This is a genomic window from Gimesia panareensis, assembly GCF_007748155.1.
In the GTDB taxonomy this organism is placed as follows: domain Bacteria; phylum Planctomycetota; class Planctomycetia; order Planctomycetales; family Planctomycetaceae; genus Gimesia; species Gimesia panareensis.
Map to the genome: position 1 here is coordinate 4,004,481 of NZ_CP037421.1, position 17,680 is coordinate 4,022,160.

The 17,680-nt window shown below is 54.5% G+C and carries 16 protein-coding genes and 9 tRNA genes; 8 read left to right on the forward strand and 17 right to left on the reverse strand.

What is annotated here, in order from left to right; genetic code table 11:
* Positions 1 to 82 precede the first annotated feature (82 nt).
* The 15 genes from tnpC to Enr10x_RS14890 form a co-directional block, all read right to left on the reverse strand.
* Positions 83 to 1,888 carry an IS66 family transposase gene (gene tnpC, locus Enr10x_RS14815; protein ID WP_145447814.1) on the reverse strand — a complete coding sequence of 602 codons (1,806 nt, stop codon included), beginning with the start codon at positions 1,886 to 1,888 and terminating at the stop codon, positions 83 to 85.
* A 138-nt stretch (positions 1,889 to 2,026) separates the two neighbouring features.
* On the reverse strand, positions 2,027 to 2,380 hold the full coding sequence (tnpB, locus tag Enr10x_RS14820; protein WP_145447815.1) for an IS66 family insertion sequence element accessory protein TnpB: 354 nt from the start codon (positions 2,378 to 2,380) through the stop codon (positions 2,027 to 2,029).
* Positions 2,377 to 2,721 carry a hypothetical protein gene (locus Enr10x_RS14825; protein ID WP_145447816.1) on the reverse strand — a complete coding sequence of 115 codons (345 nt, stop codon included), beginning with the start codon at positions 2,719 to 2,721 and terminating at the stop codon, positions 2,377 to 2,379. Before Enr10x_RS14825 ends, tnpB begins: the two co-directional genes overlap by 4 nt.
* A gap of 71 nt (positions 2,722 to 2,792) precedes the next feature.
* Positions 2,793 to 5,117: a hypothetical protein gene (locus Enr10x_RS14830; RefSeq protein ID WP_145450444.1), complete on the reverse strand. Its 2,325-nt coding sequence runs from the start codon at positions 5,115 to 5,117 to the stop codon at positions 2,793 to 2,795.
* 234 nt (positions 5,118 to 5,351) lie between these two features.
* Positions 5,352 to 6,137 (reverse strand): ATP-grasp domain-containing protein, encoded by a 786-nt coding sequence (locus Enr10x_RS14840; protein ID WP_145450447.1) that lies wholly within the window; start codon positions 6,135 to 6,137, stop codon positions 5,352 to 5,354.
* Positions 6,138 to 6,363: 226 nt separating this feature from the next.
* A tRNA-Leu gene (locus Enr10x_RS14845) sits at positions 6,364 to 6,446 on the reverse strand.
* A gap of 15 nt (positions 6,447 to 6,461) precedes the next feature.
* Positions 6,462 to 6,542: transfer RNA gene (locus Enr10x_RS29970), tRNA-Tyr, on the reverse strand.
* Between the two features lie 17 nt (positions 6,543 to 6,559).
* Positions 6,560 to 6,637, reverse strand: a tRNA-Leu gene (locus tag Enr10x_RS14850).
* A gap of 9 nt (positions 6,638 to 6,646) precedes the next feature.
* Positions 6,647 to 6,721, reverse strand: a tRNA-Asp gene (locus Enr10x_RS14855).
* Between the two features lie 237 nt (positions 6,722 to 6,958).
* Positions 6,959 to 7,029 (reverse strand) — tRNA-Trp (locus Enr10x_RS14860).
* Positions 7,030 to 7,048: 19 nt separating this feature from the next.
* Positions 7,049 to 7,123 (reverse strand) — tRNA-Asn (locus Enr10x_RS14865).
* A gap of 39 nt (positions 7,124 to 7,162) precedes the next feature.
* A tRNA-Pro gene (locus tag Enr10x_RS14870) sits at positions 7,163 to 7,237 on the reverse strand.
* Positions 7,238 to 7,246: 9 nt separating this feature from the next.
* Positions 7,247 to 7,317 (reverse strand) — tRNA-Gly (locus tag Enr10x_RS14875).
* Positions 7,318 to 7,599: 282 nt separating this feature from the next.
* A tRNA-Glu gene (locus Enr10x_RS29975) sits at positions 7,600 to 7,672 on the reverse strand.
* Between the two features lie 460 nt (positions 7,673 to 8,132).
* Entirely contained in the window at positions 8,133 to 8,879 is a 747-nt protein-coding gene (locus Enr10x_RS14890) for a creatininase family protein (RefSeq protein WP_145450449.1), read from the reverse strand.
* A gap of 229 nt (positions 8,880 to 9,108) precedes the next feature.
* Between Enr10x_RS14890 and Enr10x_RS14895 the strand changes: the two genes are divergently transcribed.
* Positions 9,109 to 10,470: a right-handed parallel beta-helix repeat-containing protein gene (locus tag Enr10x_RS14895; RefSeq protein ID WP_197997213.1), complete on the forward strand. Its 1,362-nt coding sequence runs from the start codon at positions 9,109 to 9,111 to the stop codon at positions 10,468 to 10,470.
* A 251-nt stretch (positions 10,471 to 10,721) separates the two neighbouring features.
* Complete coding sequence (locus Enr10x_RS14900; RefSeq protein WP_145450454.1) at positions 10,722 to 11,048, forward strand: hypothetical protein; 327 nt, start codon at positions 10,722 to 10,724, stop codon at positions 11,046 to 11,048.
* Between the two features lie 38 nt (positions 11,049 to 11,086).
* On the opposite strand, the gene Enr10x_RS14905 is transcribed toward Enr10x_RS14900, so the two are convergent.
* Positions 11,087 to 12,178, reverse strand: a complete 1,092-nt coding sequence (locus tag Enr10x_RS14905) for a prenyltransferase/squalene oxidase repeat-containing protein (RefSeq protein ID WP_145450456.1) — start codon at positions 12,176 to 12,178, stop codon at positions 11,087 to 11,089.
* A gap of 238 nt (positions 12,179 to 12,416) precedes the next feature.
* On the opposite strand from Enr10x_RS14905, the gene Enr10x_RS14910 reads away from it, so the two are divergent.
* From Enr10x_RS14910 to Enr10x_RS14935, 6 genes are all read left to right on the forward strand, one after another.
* Positions 12,417 to 13,406 carry an NHL repeat-containing protein gene (locus tag Enr10x_RS14910; protein WP_232093017.1) on the forward strand — a complete coding sequence of 330 codons (990 nt, stop codon included), beginning with the start codon at positions 12,417 to 12,419 and terminating at the stop codon, positions 13,404 to 13,406.
* Between the two features lie 113 nt (positions 13,407 to 13,519).
* The gene (locus tag Enr10x_RS14915; RefSeq protein ID WP_145450459.1) at positions 13,520 to 14,299 is read left to right on the forward strand and encodes a hypothetical protein; all 780 of its coding nucleotides are present in this window, start codon (positions 13,520 to 13,522) and stop codon (positions 14,297 to 14,299) included.
* Between the two features lie 11 nt (positions 14,300 to 14,310).
* Positions 14,311 to 14,661: a hypothetical protein gene (locus Enr10x_RS14920; protein ID WP_145450462.1), complete on the forward strand. Its 351-nt coding sequence runs from the start codon at positions 14,311 to 14,313 to the stop codon at positions 14,659 to 14,661.
* A gap of 50 nt (positions 14,662 to 14,711) precedes the next feature.
* Positions 14,712 to 15,101 carry a hypothetical protein gene (locus tag Enr10x_RS14925; RefSeq protein WP_145450465.1) on the forward strand — a complete coding sequence of 130 codons (390 nt, stop codon included), beginning with the start codon at positions 14,712 to 14,714 and terminating at the stop codon, positions 15,099 to 15,101.
* Positions 15,102 to 15,166: 65 nt separating this feature from the next.
* Complete coding sequence (locus tag Enr10x_RS14930) at positions 15,167 to 15,439, forward strand: S24 family peptidase (RefSeq protein WP_261343270.1); 273 nt, start codon at positions 15,167 to 15,169, stop codon at positions 15,437 to 15,439.
* A gap of 23 nt (positions 15,440 to 15,462) precedes the next feature.
* Positions 15,463 to 16,224 carry a hypothetical protein gene (locus Enr10x_RS14935; RefSeq protein WP_145450470.1) on the forward strand — a complete coding sequence of 254 codons (762 nt, stop codon included), beginning with the start codon at positions 15,463 to 15,465 and terminating at the stop codon, positions 16,222 to 16,224.
* A gap of 16 nt (positions 16,225 to 16,240) precedes the next feature.
* Here the strand turns inward: Enr10x_RS14935 and Enr10x_RS14940 are convergent, their stop codons facing one another.
* Positions 16,241 to 17,617, reverse strand: coding sequence for an aspartate kinase (locus Enr10x_RS14940; RefSeq protein ID WP_145450473.1), 1,377 nt, complete (start codon positions 17,615 to 17,617; stop codon positions 16,241 to 16,243).
* Positions 17,618 to 17,680 lie beyond the last annotated feature (63 nt).

The window sequence follows — 17,680 nt, forward strand, 5'->3', positions numbered from 1 at the left end:
TTTCTTCTACCAGTGCGCTGGTAAGAACCAGTGTCCTTTATTCGTAACCGTACACCAGGACCAGTCATTTCGCTGGGGCTGATTATTTGCTGAGGCGGCGTCGGGCTCGACGCTTGCGTTTGCGGTCAGCGGATTGGCGACGCTCGTCCTGGCGGTACGTTCGAATCGATTCAGGGTGGTCCACTCTCCAGGCGTGCGGTGCCAGCCTGGCCCAGTCCGTCTCGCCGTCAAGGGCACGCTGCAACACGTCGTGCAGGTAAGCAGCTACGTCCAGGTCGTTACGAATCGCCGTACCCACGATCGTCATCAGGTTCGCCGCTCGATCACCAGCGAACACCGATCCTTTGAACATCCAATTCTTGCGACCCGTGGCCACACGTTTCATCAGTTGTTCGCAATCGTTGTTGTCAATCGGGATCGAGGCGTCATCAATAAATCGCGACAAGGCCTTCCAGTGACGACGAATGTACGCAGCGGCTTGACCAAGATTGCTCTTGGGTAAAACACGACCCGGCGACATCTCTTCGCCGGACAAGTACTCTTCGATCAGACCCAGTACATGACGCGACAGGCGGCGGCGACGGGCCAGCCGCTGGGACGCATTGAGCCTCTGGATCTGGTCCTCGACGTCGTAGAGCATCCGAATCCACGATTCGAGCTGAGCGACCTGGAGCGGGAACGCGCTGCGGCACTCGTCAATCTTACGACGCGCATGCGCCCAACACGCGGCGAACGTAATCCGTGAGCCACTTCGAACCTCGATCTTCTGAAAACCCGACCAGCAATCTCCGATCAGGTTGCCCGCGAAATCTCTGAGCACTTCATCCGGTCCGTCCCGGTGACGACTGACCGTGAAGTCAAACGCCACCACCGGAAGACGCGAGGCGTAATAGCCCCACATCTTTGCGTTGATGCTGGGCTTGCCGGCGGCGATCGCGGTTTCCAGCACCTCGCCGATCCGCTGCCCGCGGGGATGCCGGGACAGATCCGGCATCGCGGCGGGAGTAATCAACAACACGCCGGTGTCGTCGCAACCGATCGTTTGATCCTGTTTCAGATAGCTGCGCAGGTGCGCCGCCAGCGGACGAAGTGCAAACTCAACACCCGCTTCGATGTTTTGCAGCGTGCTGCGACTGGGGGTCCAGCCACTGCCGGCGAACAGGTCTTGCTGGCGGTAAAACGGGAGATGATAGAAGTATTTCGCCGCCACGACTTCTACACCGATCGATGGATCGAAACGATGGCCCTCGACCAGTCCGGTCGGCCGCTCAGGACTGAGGATGCCTTGGGTTTTGTCCGCTGGGTGCGCGTACTTGGCATATCTGGTCACCCGCACGCGTAGTTCACTGCGGATCAACTCAAGCGTTTCGACTTCATCGTAGCCGATCAGTTTCAATCCCTCGCGTTGTTCCTTGGGAAGGTCAACGAGTTTCTCATAACGCGGCAGGTGGGCGGGGAATTTACGGTCGTCGGGTCGCGGTCGCCTGGGTTGGCACTTTCGGTTCGATTCAGCGGCGTCCTGGGCAATTTGTTCAGCTTGCCGGATCGCTTCTTCGAGCGCGCTGACCACTTCGGGCGTGACTTCCTCGCCCAGGTCCAGCAGCAACTGACCGGCACCGTCGATTCGCCGTTCGCTCTTACGGCCGTAGAGTTGTTTAAGAAGTTTCTCGATCGTCAGGTTCAGCTCGGTGACTTTCTCATTGAGCTGGTCCTGATTGTCCTTGAGCTGCAAGACCGAGTGGGCCTGTTCTTCGACCAGCTTGTCCTTGAGTGAAAGCTGGGTCGCTTGTTGATTGATCGTTTGTTGCCCGTCATCGACTTGCCTTTGCAACATCGCAATCAAGCGATGGCAGTCTTGGATGTCGTGGGGAAGTGATTCATCAGCCATGATGGACGCATTATAAGAATTCGGACTTTTCGCACTACCCGATGATCAATAAAAAAAGCAAATCCCAACAAAAACCGGCCCGCGAAATAGATTCTCGCCAGGCCGGTTTGCCGAAGGATGTTTTGATGAGGCTGCGACTCAGACCGCAGTCATTCGCTTTCTTCTGTGCCTGGACGACTTCAGCGAAACGCCGGCGATCCACATGGCCAGTTCGACCGAATCGATGGTCACGTGGGTTTTGTCGTCTTCGGGCGTTGGCAGCTCAACGGTACCTTGCTCAAGCCGCCGGTACCATAACGTCAGTCCGCCGGTCTCCCACCACAGGGCTTTGATACGATCGCGTCGGCGGTTCACAAACAGGAATAGAGAACCGTTGAGGACGTTCTGACCCAGCGTCGCGGTGACAATGCCGGTTAAACCGTCGAAGCCGTTACGAAAATCGACCGGCTCGGTGCACAGGTAGATGGGCGTGCCGCTGGGCAAGCCCATCATGAGCGGGCCTCCTGGCTACAGGACGGGATCTCGAATCGAATGCGAATGCCGCCCGGCAGATCGACGGCCATGACAGTGGCCGGTGAGGACGCTGCAAGCGTGACGGGCAGGAAGCCTGCCGGCTTTCTGCCCGTCTGTCGAGGAGGGGCAGACGTGCTGTCGCGAAGCCGTTGATGGTCTCTCCTGGTGGTACCGCGGATCTTCCGCCGGCCGCGGACCTTCCGCCGCCAGTAATAGTAGGACGCTTTTGAGACGTTTTCCGTTTTGGCAGAACTGCGCGACGGTGATTTCAGCCTGGTCGAATCGCTCCAGTCGGTCTGCCCAGACTTGGGCGGTTTCACTCGAATTGTTTTGGACCATGGGATCTCCTGTATGGGAAACGTGAGGAAACCCGAGATTCTAAACCCTGCGCCTACAATGGTTCTGGTGTACGGTTACCTTTATTCGACCAGCCCAGAAACAGGCGTGCCTCCGGATCAGTGCCTGGCGGCTTACCATCCAGCGCCAGTTTCAATCCTGCCATGGCTGGCTGAAATCGCCCCCGAATGGAATCGGACTGTTGTTCCCACCACGAATCAGCCCAGACACGAAATTCCTGCAATTCCTCTTCCGGGAGAAATGACAGATAGAAAATCATCTGTCTCCAGGCATAAGCGGAATTTTTGCAGACGATCAGTGCCGCGTGACGAGACGGAGAGTTCACATGTAACTGCGAACCGATCCACCGCAGGCAGCATCGAGCCATCTCGGACAGGTGCGGCCTCAGAGTTTCAGCCAGATTCAGTGATTCAAACAGGACTGCCAGATTTTGCGTCGTGATAATCTGCTGCTGCTCGATGAGCATGCCATTCAGGGCGACGCTCCACGAGCCGGATTGAACACCCGCGCGCGATTCACAGAGCCGAATCAAAGTCTGATCTCTCCCTCGAGTCACATCTGTAACCGGCAGATCTAACAACGCCTGATAATCCAGTCCATAATAGATCTGATACAAAGTCCCCAATAACAGTTTCGCTGAGACTCGCGCAGCTTCCAGATACTTGGAAGTAAAAACGCCCATAAAAATGTCAGCCGCAATTTCGTCAACCAGCTTCAGATCCACTTTGGCTGCTCGCGCCAGAGATCGTATTTCCTGTAACTGCTTATTGGGTATGATTGTCTGCGGAAAAGACAGTAATGTCAGCGTACAAACTTCCTGCAGTGTTTCCCGGGCGATTTCCTGATCCGAAAGATTCTCATCCCGGAACTGATTCATGGCGGTCACCCAGGGAAGTTCTTCCAGACGCACCTGATGCTCCAGGTTCAACAGCAGTAAAGACCGACGACGACTGAATGACTGGTAAACCGCAGAATACAATTGCTTTAAACTCGGATCGCGGATTCCCATGGCGCGCAATTGTGCTGTTATCTGGGGAAGAACTTTCGCCAGAGTCTCGCCAGATGTGATCACTCCACTGCGAACCAGCACTTCAATCGTATCGATCCGACAACGTTCCAGCTTTCTCAGTAAGTAGTCCGGCACTTCCGTTTCTGCTGGAATGCCATACTGTTGTGACTCCTCTGCTGAAGCTTGCTGCACGACTTCGATCAGATCTTCCAGACCGTTTTCCTGCGGGTACTGCTTGAGCCGCTCCAGCAGCAGACGGGTCAGGTCATAGTAATGCACTGTCTGTGCCTGGTGTTCCTGTCGGTCGCGGATTTCGCGACAGCGGGTAGACTCAGGTGTACCGCGACGGTTGACATAGCGTGCCAGCAGACTTCGTACCCGTGCACGATCCCGTTCCGACAGAGATCCAGCGTCTGCCAGAAACTGTTCCAGAAAGCTGCGCAGCTGCGGAAAGATTTCTTTCTTCCGATCCGGCTTACCGCACAAACGATGGACCTTGCGCAGGGCTGCATACTCTTCAAGTAAGCGACGCGCCCGCTCGGTCCACCCCTCGGGAATCCGCTCGAACGGGTAGCCCCCTGCCACTTTGCCTTCCTGATTCAGGAAAGGAGCTTCTCCGTCAATTGTTTCCAGGAACAGAGATACCGTCTGGTCATAGAGCGGCGTCCAGACCGTCAGCGCTTCGCGTTGGGCCAGGATGCGTTCGTTGGGTCGTACCAGCTGCAGGTTCTGTCGTGTCTCCTGCACGGTTTGCAGACAGACTCGAGAACTGGAACTTAGCGGCTGAGCAGCGGGAACCGGAAAGAAACGCAGTTTTCCAAAAAAAGGAGTGATCACGTCCAGCAGTTCACGTGCCTGCGCCGCATTTCCCTGCTCCAGCAGCCAGGCAACCACCAGTAATGCCCCCTCTTCAGGAACTTCAACCCGATAACAGCCTGTGGATAACAGACCGGACAACCAGGCAAGCCCCTGCTCGGTCAGGCAAAACAGGTTCAGGGCCTGACGTAAGTCGTCTCCCTGCGGCAGCGAGAATTTTTGCTGCAGTTGCTGTTCGTGATCGCGAATCGCCCCGCCTGCAGAATAATTTCCTGTGGCAAATCCACCCGTAACGACTTCGAGCGTCACCCAGGCAGGAGTATTTGCCAGGGGTGTGCGTGAACCGACTTCAATCTCACCAGATACGAGCCCCTGATACGCCTGAACCCATTTCGCAACCTTCTCCCTGGCACGCCGGGAGATGTCCGGGGCGGGATGTTCTTCCCAAGTGGTTAACGCTTTGGCGATCTGTCCCAGGGCATAACCGGGGTTAATCTCCAGTGCAGGCATTTCTTCCAGGTTTTCGTCTTGCATGATCGTGACATCGCTATAGAAAGGGTCCGGGGGCTGGACTTGAACCAGCACCCTCTCGGATTGAAGCCGAGTGTTCTAACCTTGAACTACCCCGGAATAAAATTCTGTCTGAGTGGCTTTCTGAATAGACAAACCAGCTCAGCTCAACAGTGTACATTAACCAGATCACATTCGAAACTTCCCCCCCGACAGTTTCCCGTCGGGAGGGGAGTTTTCAATATTTCTGAAACAGACTCATGCGGAAGCGCACCAGTCTGTCACCAGTGCCACATACCGTTCCCAGATCAGCGGGAAGCGGGTGACATTCGGAATATGATTCACTTCCAGCAGGTACTTCGTACCGTCTTCACCAACGATATAATCATTGGCAATCACGGGTAGATCGAAATACCGGGCCAGTGCCCGGGTGTCGTCTGCCAGATCCGCGTGAACCTCCATGAAGTCGGCTGACGGATCGTGGATTGATTTCAACCAGTCGTCTCCCGCGAGACGAATCTGTAAGACATCTTCTCCCAGGAGGACGACGCGGACCGCTTCCCCTGGATAAAAGGGTTCGAGTGTGCTGCTGTATTCCGCGCACCACTCTCCCTGGATTCGCGCCTTATTCTCACCACAATGCCAGTTGCCCCACTTGGCCACCTGCTCCGTCTTCAGATTCACCACACTTCCCGCGGGGACGTAACCTCGTCCCCTGCCGGGAAAGCGGGTTTGCGAGAGAACCCGAACCAGGCAGGCATGTTTATCGCGACAGGCCAGCATACCGAGCGGTCCGGGAAAACAGGGGCCACCCCACAGAGCGAGCGCCACAAACAGTTCTGCATCCTCTTCGAAGATCCCGTGAAAGATCACACGATCCACGCGGGACTGCCAGCCCCCCTGTTCGTTATCGACGTACAACAGCCCATCCTCAACCCGAAACCCGGGCAGAGAGGGATGCGCAATAACGCGACCTGAAATCCGTTGTTTCAAAACGGAAATTTCGGGTTCGTCGAATCCAATCAGACAGACTTGTTCCTGCATCGTGCACCTTATCACTACATCGATTTCTGAAATATCCTGATAACAGGATCTTATCATCAGTGGACCGGAGGGGAATCGAACCCATCACATAGACTTTGCAAAAGTCCATCGCCGCCCTTGGTACATGCCAGCCCTGGAAAAGTAAATAGCAGAGCCCGGAATCGAACCGGGTATTCCAACCTTATGAGAGTCGGCCGGGCACCTGCCCCTCTGCGTCAATAATAAGTGGCCAGAGCGAGAGTCGAACTCGCACTCCTTGAAGGAACGACTTTCTGAGAGTCGCGCGTCTACCAGTTCCGCCACCTGGCCGGGTGGTTTTCAAAGTGCGTCGGGACGGAGTCGAACCGCCACAGCAGGAAGCGGGTGGGTTACAGCCACCTGGGCTCGCCAATGCCCAGCCAACGCGTGTGTCTTCTTTCCAGTAGCACGGGCGGGAGTCGAACCCGCAGACAATCACGAAATTTTAAGTTTCGTTGCTTTACCAGTTTGCATACCGTGCCATTTGTAAGCGTCCCCGGTGGGATTTGAACCCACGACCTCCTGGTTGACAACCAGGTGAGCACTCCAGACTACTCCGCGAGGACGTAATGAATTTCAGTAGCTCGAGTGGGATTCGAACCCACAGCATCGTTTGTGAGAGGCGTTTCTTAATTGATTTTCTCGAATGACGAACACCTTTCCACTGCATTAAATCGATCAAAACAAACCCGGCAACGGGGCTAAGCCAAAGTGGTCTGCCAGTTGCCTACCGAGCCATGTTGTTAAAGGCCAGATTAAAGGTGTCAGGACCCTTTTTTTAAGGTTCCTGACACCTTTTTAAGCACGCCCCCAGGGATTTGAACCCCGATCAACCGGGTTGGAACCGGTCATGCTGCCGTTACACCAGAGGCGTGAATGGTTGTCTCATTAAGCTGCGGTGGCAGGAATCGAACCTGCGTCAAAGCGATTAACAGTCGCCCACCCGTACCAACACGAGTACCACCGCAGTAAATCAGTTTTCTAACACTGAGCCGCTCAAAGCGGAGTCAGGGTGACTGGATTCGAACCAGTGATCTCGTGCTTCCAAGGCACGCGGGTTAACCAGACTTCCCCACACCCTGATTGAAAAGAGCACCCAGCGGGAATCGAACCCGCACTTCCGCCATGGCAAGACAGTAGGCTACCGTTACATCATGGGCGCAAATTTGTTGTTGTTTCAGTTTCCGTTCTTTCTGACACGAGAGCACCAGGTGGGAATTGAACCCCCATCTCCGCCCTCAACCGGGCGGCATCTTCCCGACTTAGACGACCGGTGCGTGATACCTCTCAATCAAAAATGAGGCCGGAGGGATTCGAACCCCCACCTGCAAGGTTAAAAGCCAGCAATGCAACCGTTACACCACGACCCCGAAAAGAAGTTGGGGCCGTGCGTTTAGAACGAGTTAAACTCACCATGATGGAAGCTCCTTAAACAATTGAAAAATGACCCGTGTGGGATTCGAACCCGACCTACCCGGTTAGAAAGACCGGTAACCTCACCAGAAGTTGAACGGGCCAGGGTGTGTGCGTACCGCGATCGCTGGGCGAACGGAGTGGCACCTGACTGTTGTAAAATTGAAATTCAGTTGGATGGAGACGTAAAAAAACCCGCTGCCTGATGACACCGGGTGATTTCAGAGTTCTGTAGATCAACCAGGTGTCAACAACGCAAATTCAGCGCGAGCGTATCTTCAGCCGGGAGGCCGGCCTCGGGTTCGCCTGCGGGTTTGCCGTTTAAACTGATTGTCCACAAATAAGAAATCATTGAAGATGAAATTCCGGTTTTTAAATGTGATTAAAAATTAGCCAACGTGTCTGTCAGTTGTACTGACTGCCTACTTAGATGCATCTCAAAAGAAACGGTTCGCTGTTTTTTGAGAAATATCAACATCTTTTCAGATGCGCGCGGAGCACGATTTATTTCCTCGTATTTCATTTTTTTGAAATCATCTTCCAAAAATCTCAAAGCAAATGATCTCAATAGTTCGGATACTGCTGCGAGAGTTTCAGTAATTCCTGCAGATAGCGCACCGAGTGCTCGATCACCGCCTGCTTGAATATCTCCCCTTTAGCTGCAGTCGCCTGTGTGGGATGGCCCGTGTGCCCTTCCCCGCCGGAGAGCGTTCTCATCGACCACATGTCCTGCAGGGGTGCTTTAAAGTGAGGCGTCGGGTTATCGATCCGTTCTGTTTTCACATATTCAGGATTGAGCGCGAGCATCAGCGACGTTTCCACATCGCCGCAGTGCACTTCAAACCCATGCGCGAACTGATCGTAAACAGTTGCGGGCACCTGTTCCCACGGATTGAGATAAAACAGATGACACTGCTGTTTCTCACAATTCAATTCTCGAATGATCGGCTTGAGAATAAAATTCCCTCCATGCCAGGGGCAGACGATCAGCTTCTGAATGCCGACGCGTGTGAGCGAGTCCCAGATATCCCGCACGATAGACCGCATCGTCAGCGGCGTGAAACTGATGGTTCCCCGATAGCCGGTATTTTCTTCTGACGAGGAGACCGGCAGCGTGGGCAGCAGGAAGACATGGCCGGGCCAGTCGAGCTGTTCCAGGATCGCTGTCGAAAGCTGATCCGCGAGGAGGGTATCGGTAGCGAGCGGCAGATGCCGCGAATGCTGTTCCGTGGCACCGATCGGCAGAAAAGCGATTTCCGGCTTCAGGGCTTCCAGTTCAAAAGCGGTATTCTGGTCAGTTAAGATTTGCATCGGAGTTGATTCTCAAGTTTAATGAAACCGTCGACAGGAATTTGACAGAGAGACAACGACAGCAAAGCCTCTCGACACCTGGATGTATCATACATTTCAGAGAGAGAATCCGAATGCGACTTGAACGCAGGATGCGTCAGATTTTCATTGTTTTTCTCACTTCAGGAGATTAATCTAAACATCATTCACATCATCTACGAAGTCTCACTTCTGAAACAGGATTCGCGTTTTGCCTGCACCTGGTCTCTTACAGACATTTATTATAGTAGCAACACTTCTGTGTTTACTGTCAGCAGACGAACTGGCAGCCACCGATTATTATGTCGCTCCGACGGGCAACGATCAGAACCCCGGCTCACTGCATCAGCCGTTTCGCACCATTGCCCGCGGTCTCAATTCCGCCCGCCGACCCGGTGACAGTGTCATCGTCCGTAAAGGGAACTATCCGCAATCCCGCCCTCTGAATCTGATTAATTCTGGAACGACAGGGAACCTGATTACGCTCCAGGCCATGCAGGGTGAAACGGTGATTGTCGACGGACGAAGCACGCCAGCCGACTCCAGTCTGATTAATGTCCTCGCGCATCATGTTCAAATTCGGGGACTGACAATCCGCAACGCACAGAAAATCGGCATCTCGCTCTGGGGGCCCGGCAACCGGATTCATCACGTCACGATCTCCGGAAACCGGATCGAGCAGTGTCAGAACAGCGGCATCTACGCCGGCTATAATCGTCTCGACGATCCCGTGCGAGACCTGCTCTTCGAAGGCAACACCGTGACCGACTGTGTACTGATGAATCAGAACGAACCGCACCAGCGCTGGAGTTTCGGCGTCGGAGCCGGGCTGTCGAAGCATGTGACGATCCGAAACAACACGGTCTCCCGCTGCTACGGAGAAGGCATCGGCCTGTATCTATCAGATAAAGGAACCATCGCAGGCAACACCGTTTCGGATAATTTTTCTGTGAACATCTATCTGGATAACACGACGCACACGCTCGTCAGTCGCAACCTGGTCTATTCCACCGGAAAGAGTCAGTTTTACCGGTTCAATCATCCCGCCTCCGGTATTCAGATCGCCAATGAAAATTATGGCGGCTATACCAATCTCAGTTCACACAATACGCTTGTCGGAAATATCCTGGTGAATAATTACTATGCCATTTATTCCGGAAACTATCAGCGGGGAGGCGGTCTGCGGCAGACATTGATCGCCCACAATACCGCCTGCGGTTCGACAGGTCCCCTGCTCCACATTGATGCCGACCAGGGACATCAGCAGTCACGCATCGTGAACAACATCTTTCAGCAGACCGGACGCGCCCGTCTGACCGATGTGGCAGGTCCGGTCGACCAGATCGAGTTCGCTCACAACCTCTGGTACGGCGGCACTCCGCAACAGGCGGTCCGGGGAGCGGGTGACATTCGCGCCAATCCGCAATTGAAGAATGCAGGCCGCTTTCAGATTCAGGACTACGATCTGCGTCCGCTCTCTCCCGCGAAAAATACCGGAACCAGACTGAATGAGCTATCGTCGTTTTATCCAGACCGGTCTACCTCTTCGACGGTGAATCTGGGCGCCCGCTAAATCACTCGACAACACCTGTGGGCGTATGCGGAGCTCACGGACGAAGCGTAGACGAGGATTCTCTGAATTAAATTCTAACCATGATTATCATCCAACATATTACAACACTCTGGACAAAAAAATCACGAGGGATGCCTGAGGCGGAGCAAAGAAACGCCGTTCCGCACAGGCTGCTCTTACCTGAGGCACCACGCCCCCTCCCACCGGTAATAATACATGAAGTCATCGCTCAAGAAGGGAATGACTTTCAATTGAAACAGACAACACAGTTCCCCGTCTCAGAGGAGCAATACTGGTCATTCCAGTTTCAACAGCAGTCGGACCAGTTGGAGGTCCTGTTTACCTACAGCTGGACGGAGCATGGTGCGCCTGACCGCGGCTCTTACACGCGCCCACTGTTCAGTCTGAAGCTGAGCCAGACCGGAGCCTTTTCAATCAATGGTCGATTTTCATCGTATGATGGTCAGTATTACGCAGCGCATTCTGTCAATCTGGGATTCGTCGATCGCTTTCACGACAATCTGTTTCTGACCCAGGCCCCGGAGCACAGCATCGATCTGCGTGCTCAGCTCTTTTAAAGAGTTTTCTTTACGAGGCGATCTCGAAGGATTGTCATTCAGCGTATCGCCAGCAGGGGCACGTTTCCATAGGGAAACTGCAGCACAAGCAGTGCCATCGCGGTCGCATATTCATCGCCGATGTTGGCGTCGTGCCAGGCGCCGCCGGTCGTCTGCTGCGAGAGCAGTTCGTCGCGGACCATCGGATACCAGCGATCCCATTCCGGTTTTCCCGACTGCCAGGCAGCGTGCGTCGCATAGAAACGCCCGTAAAAATGGTACTCGGCCAGTTGGCCCGGGGAGAGTTCCAGCGGAGGATGCGGCTGCTGAAGGTATTCCCGTCCGCGCTGCACCGCGGGATCCTGTCCCAGGCCGGCACAGGTGAGTGCCACCACCGCGGCCGCCGAACGGGGAAACAGCGATTCGGGAGGATCGTCCAGACGATAACGGAAGCCGCCATCCTCGTTCTGGGCCCGCTTGAGAAATTCGACACTCCGCTCGATCGCTTCCCGCGGCACGCCGATGCCCGCCTGCCGGGCTGAGAACAAAGCCAGCATTTGACAGGTGGTGATCGACACATCCGCGTCCTGGGGGTCGGACGTATAACACCAGCCCCCCTGCCCATCCTGCAGATTCAGAACCAACTGTGTCGCCGCTTTCAACGCGTCACGAACGCGCGGATCGTATGACTCGCCGAAGACCTGTCCCAGGAACATCGTTGCGTACCCGTGACCATACAGCGTCGCGTGCGTGCGGACCTCTGCTTCGACGATGAATCCGTTCTCCTGCGCCCGACCGAGCAGATAACGAATGCACTCCTGAATCGCGCGACGATACGGGCCAATCATGCCGCGATGTGCCAGAAACGCCGTCCCCGCCAGTGCGCAGACTCCTACGTTTCGCGCATACGAACCCCGGCTGCCAAATCCGCCGTCTGCCACCTGCCGGGACGCGAGCCATTTCAAGCCGCCTTCGATGGCTGCCTGTGTCTGAGGAGTCACGTGTTCCGGTAGCGCAGAAAGCCCCGCCTGAACCGGAGTACCACGCCACCAGCTGCGCAGCGCTGCCAATGTGCTGACAAGCACTGCGCCCAATGCGCTGCGGCGGGAAAACTCCGGTTCTTTGTTCGAGGCAGATTCGGCGTTCGACATTCTCATTTCTCTCAGCAGAAAAATTCAGATCTGTTTCTATTCTATACCTGCTGGCCACTTCACGTCACAATTATTTACGGGAAATTCAGCGGTCCCTGAATCTCTTTGATTGAACAAACTCAGTCATGTATGATCGTATTATTCTCTGTCCCTTTTACTGACCTGAAAGGAATCTGAATTGCCTGGTCCATTAAAAAAGCGAATGCTGAGAAACGGGCTACTCTGTTGCCTGTGTCTCTTGGCAGCATCTGGTCTCTCAGATCAGTCAGTCACCATCGCAGCAGAACCCGCTCCGATCCGGTTCCTGAAAACCTGGGGGCAGCAGGGAGACCAGCCGGGCGAGTTCCATTTTCCGATTGATATAGCGATTAACGCTGGCGATGAAATATTTGTGACCGATCACCTGAATGATCGCGTGCAGAAATTCGATCGCGCAGGCAAGCTGCTGGCGCAGTTTCCCGTCCTTCCCAATCCGGGCGGTCTCGCGTTCGACAAACAGGGGAATCTGGTGCTCTCGCACATCCTGGCTTCGGGATCGAGCAAACACAAAATCGGCGATCGAATTTCGATCTATTCACCTCAAGGTAAGCTCATTCGCCAATGGGGGAAGCCGGGGAAAGGACCGGGGGAATTCAACTGCCCGGGAGGTATTGCAGTGGCTGACAATGGCCGCATCTATGTCGCCGACCAGACCAACCACCGGGTACAGGTCTTTGATCCGACGGGCCAGTTCCTGTTTGAGTGGGGCAAGCATGGCAGTCAGCCGGGCGAGTTCGGGGGCAAGGGATCTCCCAACTCCCGGGTCGGCGGTCCACAGTTTCTCGCCTTTGATTCCAAAGGGAACCTCTGGACAACCGAAGGGGCCAACTGCCGCGTCCAGCAGTTTACAGCGGAAGGAAAGCTGCTCCAGCACTGGGGAACCGACGCCGACACTCCGGGCGGACTGGGCGGTTATTTCAGCGGCTTTGACGGCAAGCCGGTAAAAAGTCTCACCGGACCGATCGCGGTCTGCGTCGATCAGAAAGATCGTCTCTGGATCTCCGCCGTCAGCGGCCGCGTACAACAGTTTTCACCAGCAGGAAAGTATCTCCGCAGCTGTGGCGAAAAACAAGGGACTGCTCCGGGCGAGTTCTACGCCCCACACGGAATGGCGTTCGACAGCCACGGGGACCTGTATGTGGTGGATGCCTATAACCACCGGATACAGAAGTTTGCGGTGGGGCCCTGAAACATTAGATTCATTGCAGTTGGTAATGTCAATTATTTGCCCAGGCGATATAATCAAAGCTGACGCAGGCACACCATCCCATGATTAAGTTCTCTTTCAGCTCGAGGTTGCCCATGAAATCCTGCTTATTCGCTTTACTGTGCCTGATCCCCTTACCCGCCTTTACTGAAGACTGGCAGCCACCTGAAGATCCTGATCCGCAGGCGATTCTGAACAGCATTCGCAATGATGTTCAAGCAAAAGAATATGAAACGGCACTGGCGAAACATGTCTGGTTTTATGAAAACGCATTGAAATATCAACCCGGTCTGAGTGGTGTGCGACTCTCTTTCGCGCTGAGCTACTGGAAAAATCTGTCTGAAGTCTATCCGCCGGCTCTCAAAAAACTTAAAGAAACACGAGACGAGGCTTCGCGACATGTACTCGATGGAAAAAATATCTGGCAATCCTTTCAGGATCTGGCAGCACTGAATCGGACTCTGGACGAAGATACGCGGACGAAAGACACATTCCTGCTTCTTCATCAGCAGCAGCCCCCCATGGCAAAGAAAGTGTTTCTGCTCGCCGAACCGGCTCTGCTTAAAGCCAGAGAATATCAGGTTTGTGGTCAGTATCTGGAACCGGAAAAATCCTATCGAATGATGATCCAGAGCAGACAAGTCAATCAAAGGCTGGCCAAGAACCCACGGATCGGGCCTCGAATCCTGGAATTTTCAGATAAAAAATTTACCAATGACACCACGATTCTGGTCGCACTGCTGGTAGTCAATGATCGGGCCGAAGAAGCCCGTACCATCGCCGACCAGGCCCGCCAGGAGTGGAAAAACGCCGAGTTCCACAAAGCACTCGATTCTGCTCTGACCGGGGAAGTACCGACTTCGTGGCCGTATTAGCAACACGATCTATGACACTTCCTGATACGAAATTTGACAACGCATCACTCCGATCCCATCGTATCCTGCGGCACTTTCCGACCCTGCTGCATCGCTGGCACGGCGGTCGCGCCCGGTTTTACGATCTCACGGACAGCCACCGCAGTCTCACCATCCGAGTGGAAAAGTCTGGCGTAAAAGGGAATCTACACCTCACATTCAGCCCGGTCCATATCTGTGGTCCGGTGGAATGGTCTCCTGCACACCTGGAGGTGAAACTCAACGCCGACGGTCACTACGTCATCTATGACGAAAAGGCCGACGTCACCATCATTTCTGATGGCGGCATTGAAATCGCAGAGAACGTGCAACCGGTCTATTGAACTCAGCAACCTGCAACGTAATTCCAAGAGTGAGAGTCAAAGAGAAACAGATGAGCGTCCGAGCGCGGATCCGAAAAAAAGAGTGGCGAAGATTCAGCCGCGTTTATGGCGCAGGAGAAATTCAGGCAGGACGCTTGAGAATCGAACCAGTACACCAGATTCCGGACCGGATTGAAACCGGAGACGAGTTTGATTTCTGGGTTCACAATGGAACCGACCTGCTGCTGATCACCTTGGAAAGTCAGCCTGCAGGACGCATGCACTATCTCCGCACACAGTGGCGCGACCACCTCTCCATCCGGGTGCAGTTTGATTTTCATTGCCTGAGCGAACCGGAGCTCATTAAAATTGTCCAATGGATTGATGGTCTCGGAACACCAGACCGGGGACGCATCAGAAAAAGCAGATCGATCACAGTTCCACCTGGAAGCGGTGACTGACCTGTAGACCAGGCTGTTAAAAAGGAGAGCCTCCCATCGGCTGGGCCACACACTACATTGCACAACTGCAGGCAGGCGAAACCGTCTCTTTTCGTCCGCGGGGGAATTCCATGAAAAGGAAAATCGAATCCGGGCAGCTCTGCACCGTCGCCCCCGTTGAGGAAGATAAACTCCAGAAGGGAGACATCGTGCTCAGTAAAGTTAATGGCAGTCAGTACCTGCATCTGATCAAGGCCATTCAGGGCAAACGCTTTCAGATCGGCAATAACACCGGCCGGATCAATGGCTGGATTACGTTTCAGTCGATTTATGGTAAACTGATCCAGGTAGAACCCTGACCTGCAATGCGAGGAACCAGAGCATGACCGACGCTTCCGCAGATGATTTCGAGAACTGGCAGCCTCCCGACCATTTGTCGTCGCGGGAAGTTCTCAGGGAAGCTCAGACAGACCGGCGTGCGGGTCGGTATTCGGCAGCGCTGGCCAAGCATGTCTGGTTCCATCAGAATGAATCGTTACCTGAAATTCGTCGATCATCCGTATTGAGAAAATGGGTGGAACTGGGAGCCGAATATCCCCCTGCTCTGCAAAAGCTCAAAGAATTTCGCGATCTGGCAAAAACAAAACTACTGAGCGGAGAGGGTGACGTCGATGAGTTTGCGGAATTGGCCAGCATCAATCGAAAACTGGAGGAAACTCAACAGACAGTCTCCCTGTTTCTCTGTCTGGATGAGCGAGATCCTGAGCTGGCCTTCAAATGTTATCCGCGTGCAGAATCACCGTTGATTCGCGCGGGTGAGTATCAGATATGCGGGAAATATATTGATCCCCTGCACACTCTGGAAGTCCATTTAACAGCCCTGGATCTGATGCAGCAGCGTCCCTCCCACACAAATCTGCCTCAAGGTCTCAGATCACAATCCCGATTCCATTTTGGGGAGCATGGGGTGCTCTGCCTGGGAATGTGCCAGCAATTCGCTGTGCTCATTGCCCTGTTAATCCACAACGATCGCACTCCCGAAGCGCGGGCCTTTGCAGGCCGCCTGCGGTATGAGTTCAACGACCAGTCACTGAATGAACTGGTGGCGGAAGCCCTTGCGGGACAGTTCCCTCCCGGATTCTGAAGCAGTCAGACCGGCGTCACGCGCGGGTATCGCTGATCAGTACGCGATACAGAATGTTCAAGGCATCGTCGGCTACGGCCTGGCTGACGCCGATATGGAAACAGATCTGTGAGGGACTCTGGTCGATCATTTCGATCGGAATATGGTGCTCGCCCAGTGCGTTGATTGCATCGACCAGTGGATAGGAGTTGCGTTTGAGCCCCAGGCCGACAGGTGTGATGATTGAAAGATTGTAGACCACGTCCATGAAATCGGGCTTGAGCTGTTTTTCAATCGCCCGCCGCAGATCGTTGATGCTCCCTTTGAGGTCGTCCTGTTTGACCAGTACGGCAATGTCATCTTTATCAGTCGGATAATGGTAGGTGTTGATCCCGTAGCTCTGGAAGATGGTCAGCAGCGTTGCGGTGAAGCCAACCTCTTCGCAGAGCATGTCCTTTTCCAGGTAGATGTAGGCCATGTTATCCAGCCGTGCGATACCGACCACGCCCTCTTCCGGCACACGCTCGTTGAGAATCTGCGTACCCGCGGCTTCCGGGTGATTTGTATTACGGACATGAATCGGAATTTTCCGCTTGCGACAGTTGAGCATCGCATCGAGGTGAAAGACATTCACTCCCTTGGAGGAGAGCAGACGGATCTCTTTGAACGTCAGGCGGGGAATGGCCCGGGCCGCTGAGATGATGCGGGGGTCCGATTCGAGCACGCCGCTCACGTCGGTCCAGTTTTCATATTTGTCGCCATCGATCGCGTAAGCGATTTCGCCCCCGGTCAGATCGGAACCGCCGCGGGAAAAGACGGCGATCTCTCCCTGATCGGTCACGCCGTAGAAACCGGGAATGACGGTGACCATGTCGCTCTCTTCCTGGTCCAGGGCCGCGATATTTTCGTAGGCAGGCTCTTCGACTTTGGCATCGAGGTAACTGTCGGTGACCAGGAAGCCGAACTCTTCGGGGAGACAGGCGCGGGCCTGCATGCCTTTCCGCTGAAAGTAAGCGGCGATGATGCGGGCGTTATAATGTTCGCCCCGGGAGGCCAGAAAGGCAATCCGGCGATCCCCTTCGAGATCGGGTTCGAGATCCTGTTTCAGCGAGGCGAGCAAGGCCTTGCCGTCGATCTCCAGGTCGGCGATAATCCCGCTGAAGCGGTCGATGACGGCCTGTTTGCTTTCCTTCGCGCTGATCGTTTTACGGCAGTCCCGAAAGTGTTGCCCTTTGGTCGCGATATTGAGCAGATGATCGGTGATTTTCTCTTCGGCTTTTTGGACCCGGCCTGGTGCCGAGACCACCACAAACCGTCGTTGGGGATTGTCAGCGACAATGCGACGGATTTTTTCAATTTGCGATGCGTTCGCTACGGAACTCCCGCCAAATTTACAGACTACACTGTTTGTCATATTGTATGTTCCCCCCTGTTGTGCGAGCTCTCACACGCGTGGCAGAACTGCTGACAACACGCG

Bases quoted from the DNA above. Each gene is read 5' to 3' on its own strand.
- tnpC (WP_145447814.1), bottom strand. From the start codon at position 1,888: ATGGCTGATGAATCACTTCCCCACGACATCCAAGACTGCCATCGCTTG.
- tnpB (WP_145447815.1), bottom strand. From the start codon at position 2,380: ATGATGGGCTTGCCCAGCGGCACGCCCATCTACCTGTGCACCGAGCCG.
- Enr10x_RS14830 (WP_145450444.1), bottom strand. From the start codon at position 5,117: ATGCAAGACGAAAACCTGGAAGAAATGCCTGCACTGGAGATTAACCCC.
- Enr10x_RS14840 (WP_145450447.1), bottom strand. From the start codon at position 6,137: ATGCAGGAACAAGTCTGTCTGATTGGATTCGACGAACCCGAAATTTCC.
- Enr10x_RS14890 (WP_145450449.1), bottom strand. From the start codon at position 8,879: ATGCAAATCTTAACTGACCAGAATACCGCTTTTGAACTGGAAGCCCTG.
- Enr10x_RS14905 (WP_145450456.1), bottom strand. From the start codon at position 12,178: ATGTCGAACGCCGAATCTGCCTCGAACAAAGAACCGGAGTTTTCCCGC.
- Enr10x_RS14915 (WP_145450459.1), top strand. From the start codon at position 13,520: ATGAAATCCTGCTTATTCGCTTTACTGTGCCTGATCCCCTTACCCGCC.
- Enr10x_RS14920 (WP_145450462.1), top strand. From the start codon at position 14,311: ATGACACTTCCTGATACGAAATTTGACAACGCATCACTCCGATCCCAT.
- Enr10x_RS14925 (WP_145450465.1), top strand. From the start codon at position 14,712: ATGAGCGTCCGAGCGCGGATCCGAAAAAAAGAGTGGCGAAGATTCAGC.
- Enr10x_RS14935 (WP_145450470.1), top strand. From the start codon at position 15,463: ATGACCGACGCTTCCGCAGATGATTTCGAGAACTGGCAGCCTCCCGAC.
- Enr10x_RS14940 (WP_145450473.1), bottom strand. From the start codon at position 17,617: ATGACAAACAGTGTAGTCTGTAAATTTGGCGGGAGTTCCGTAGCGAAC.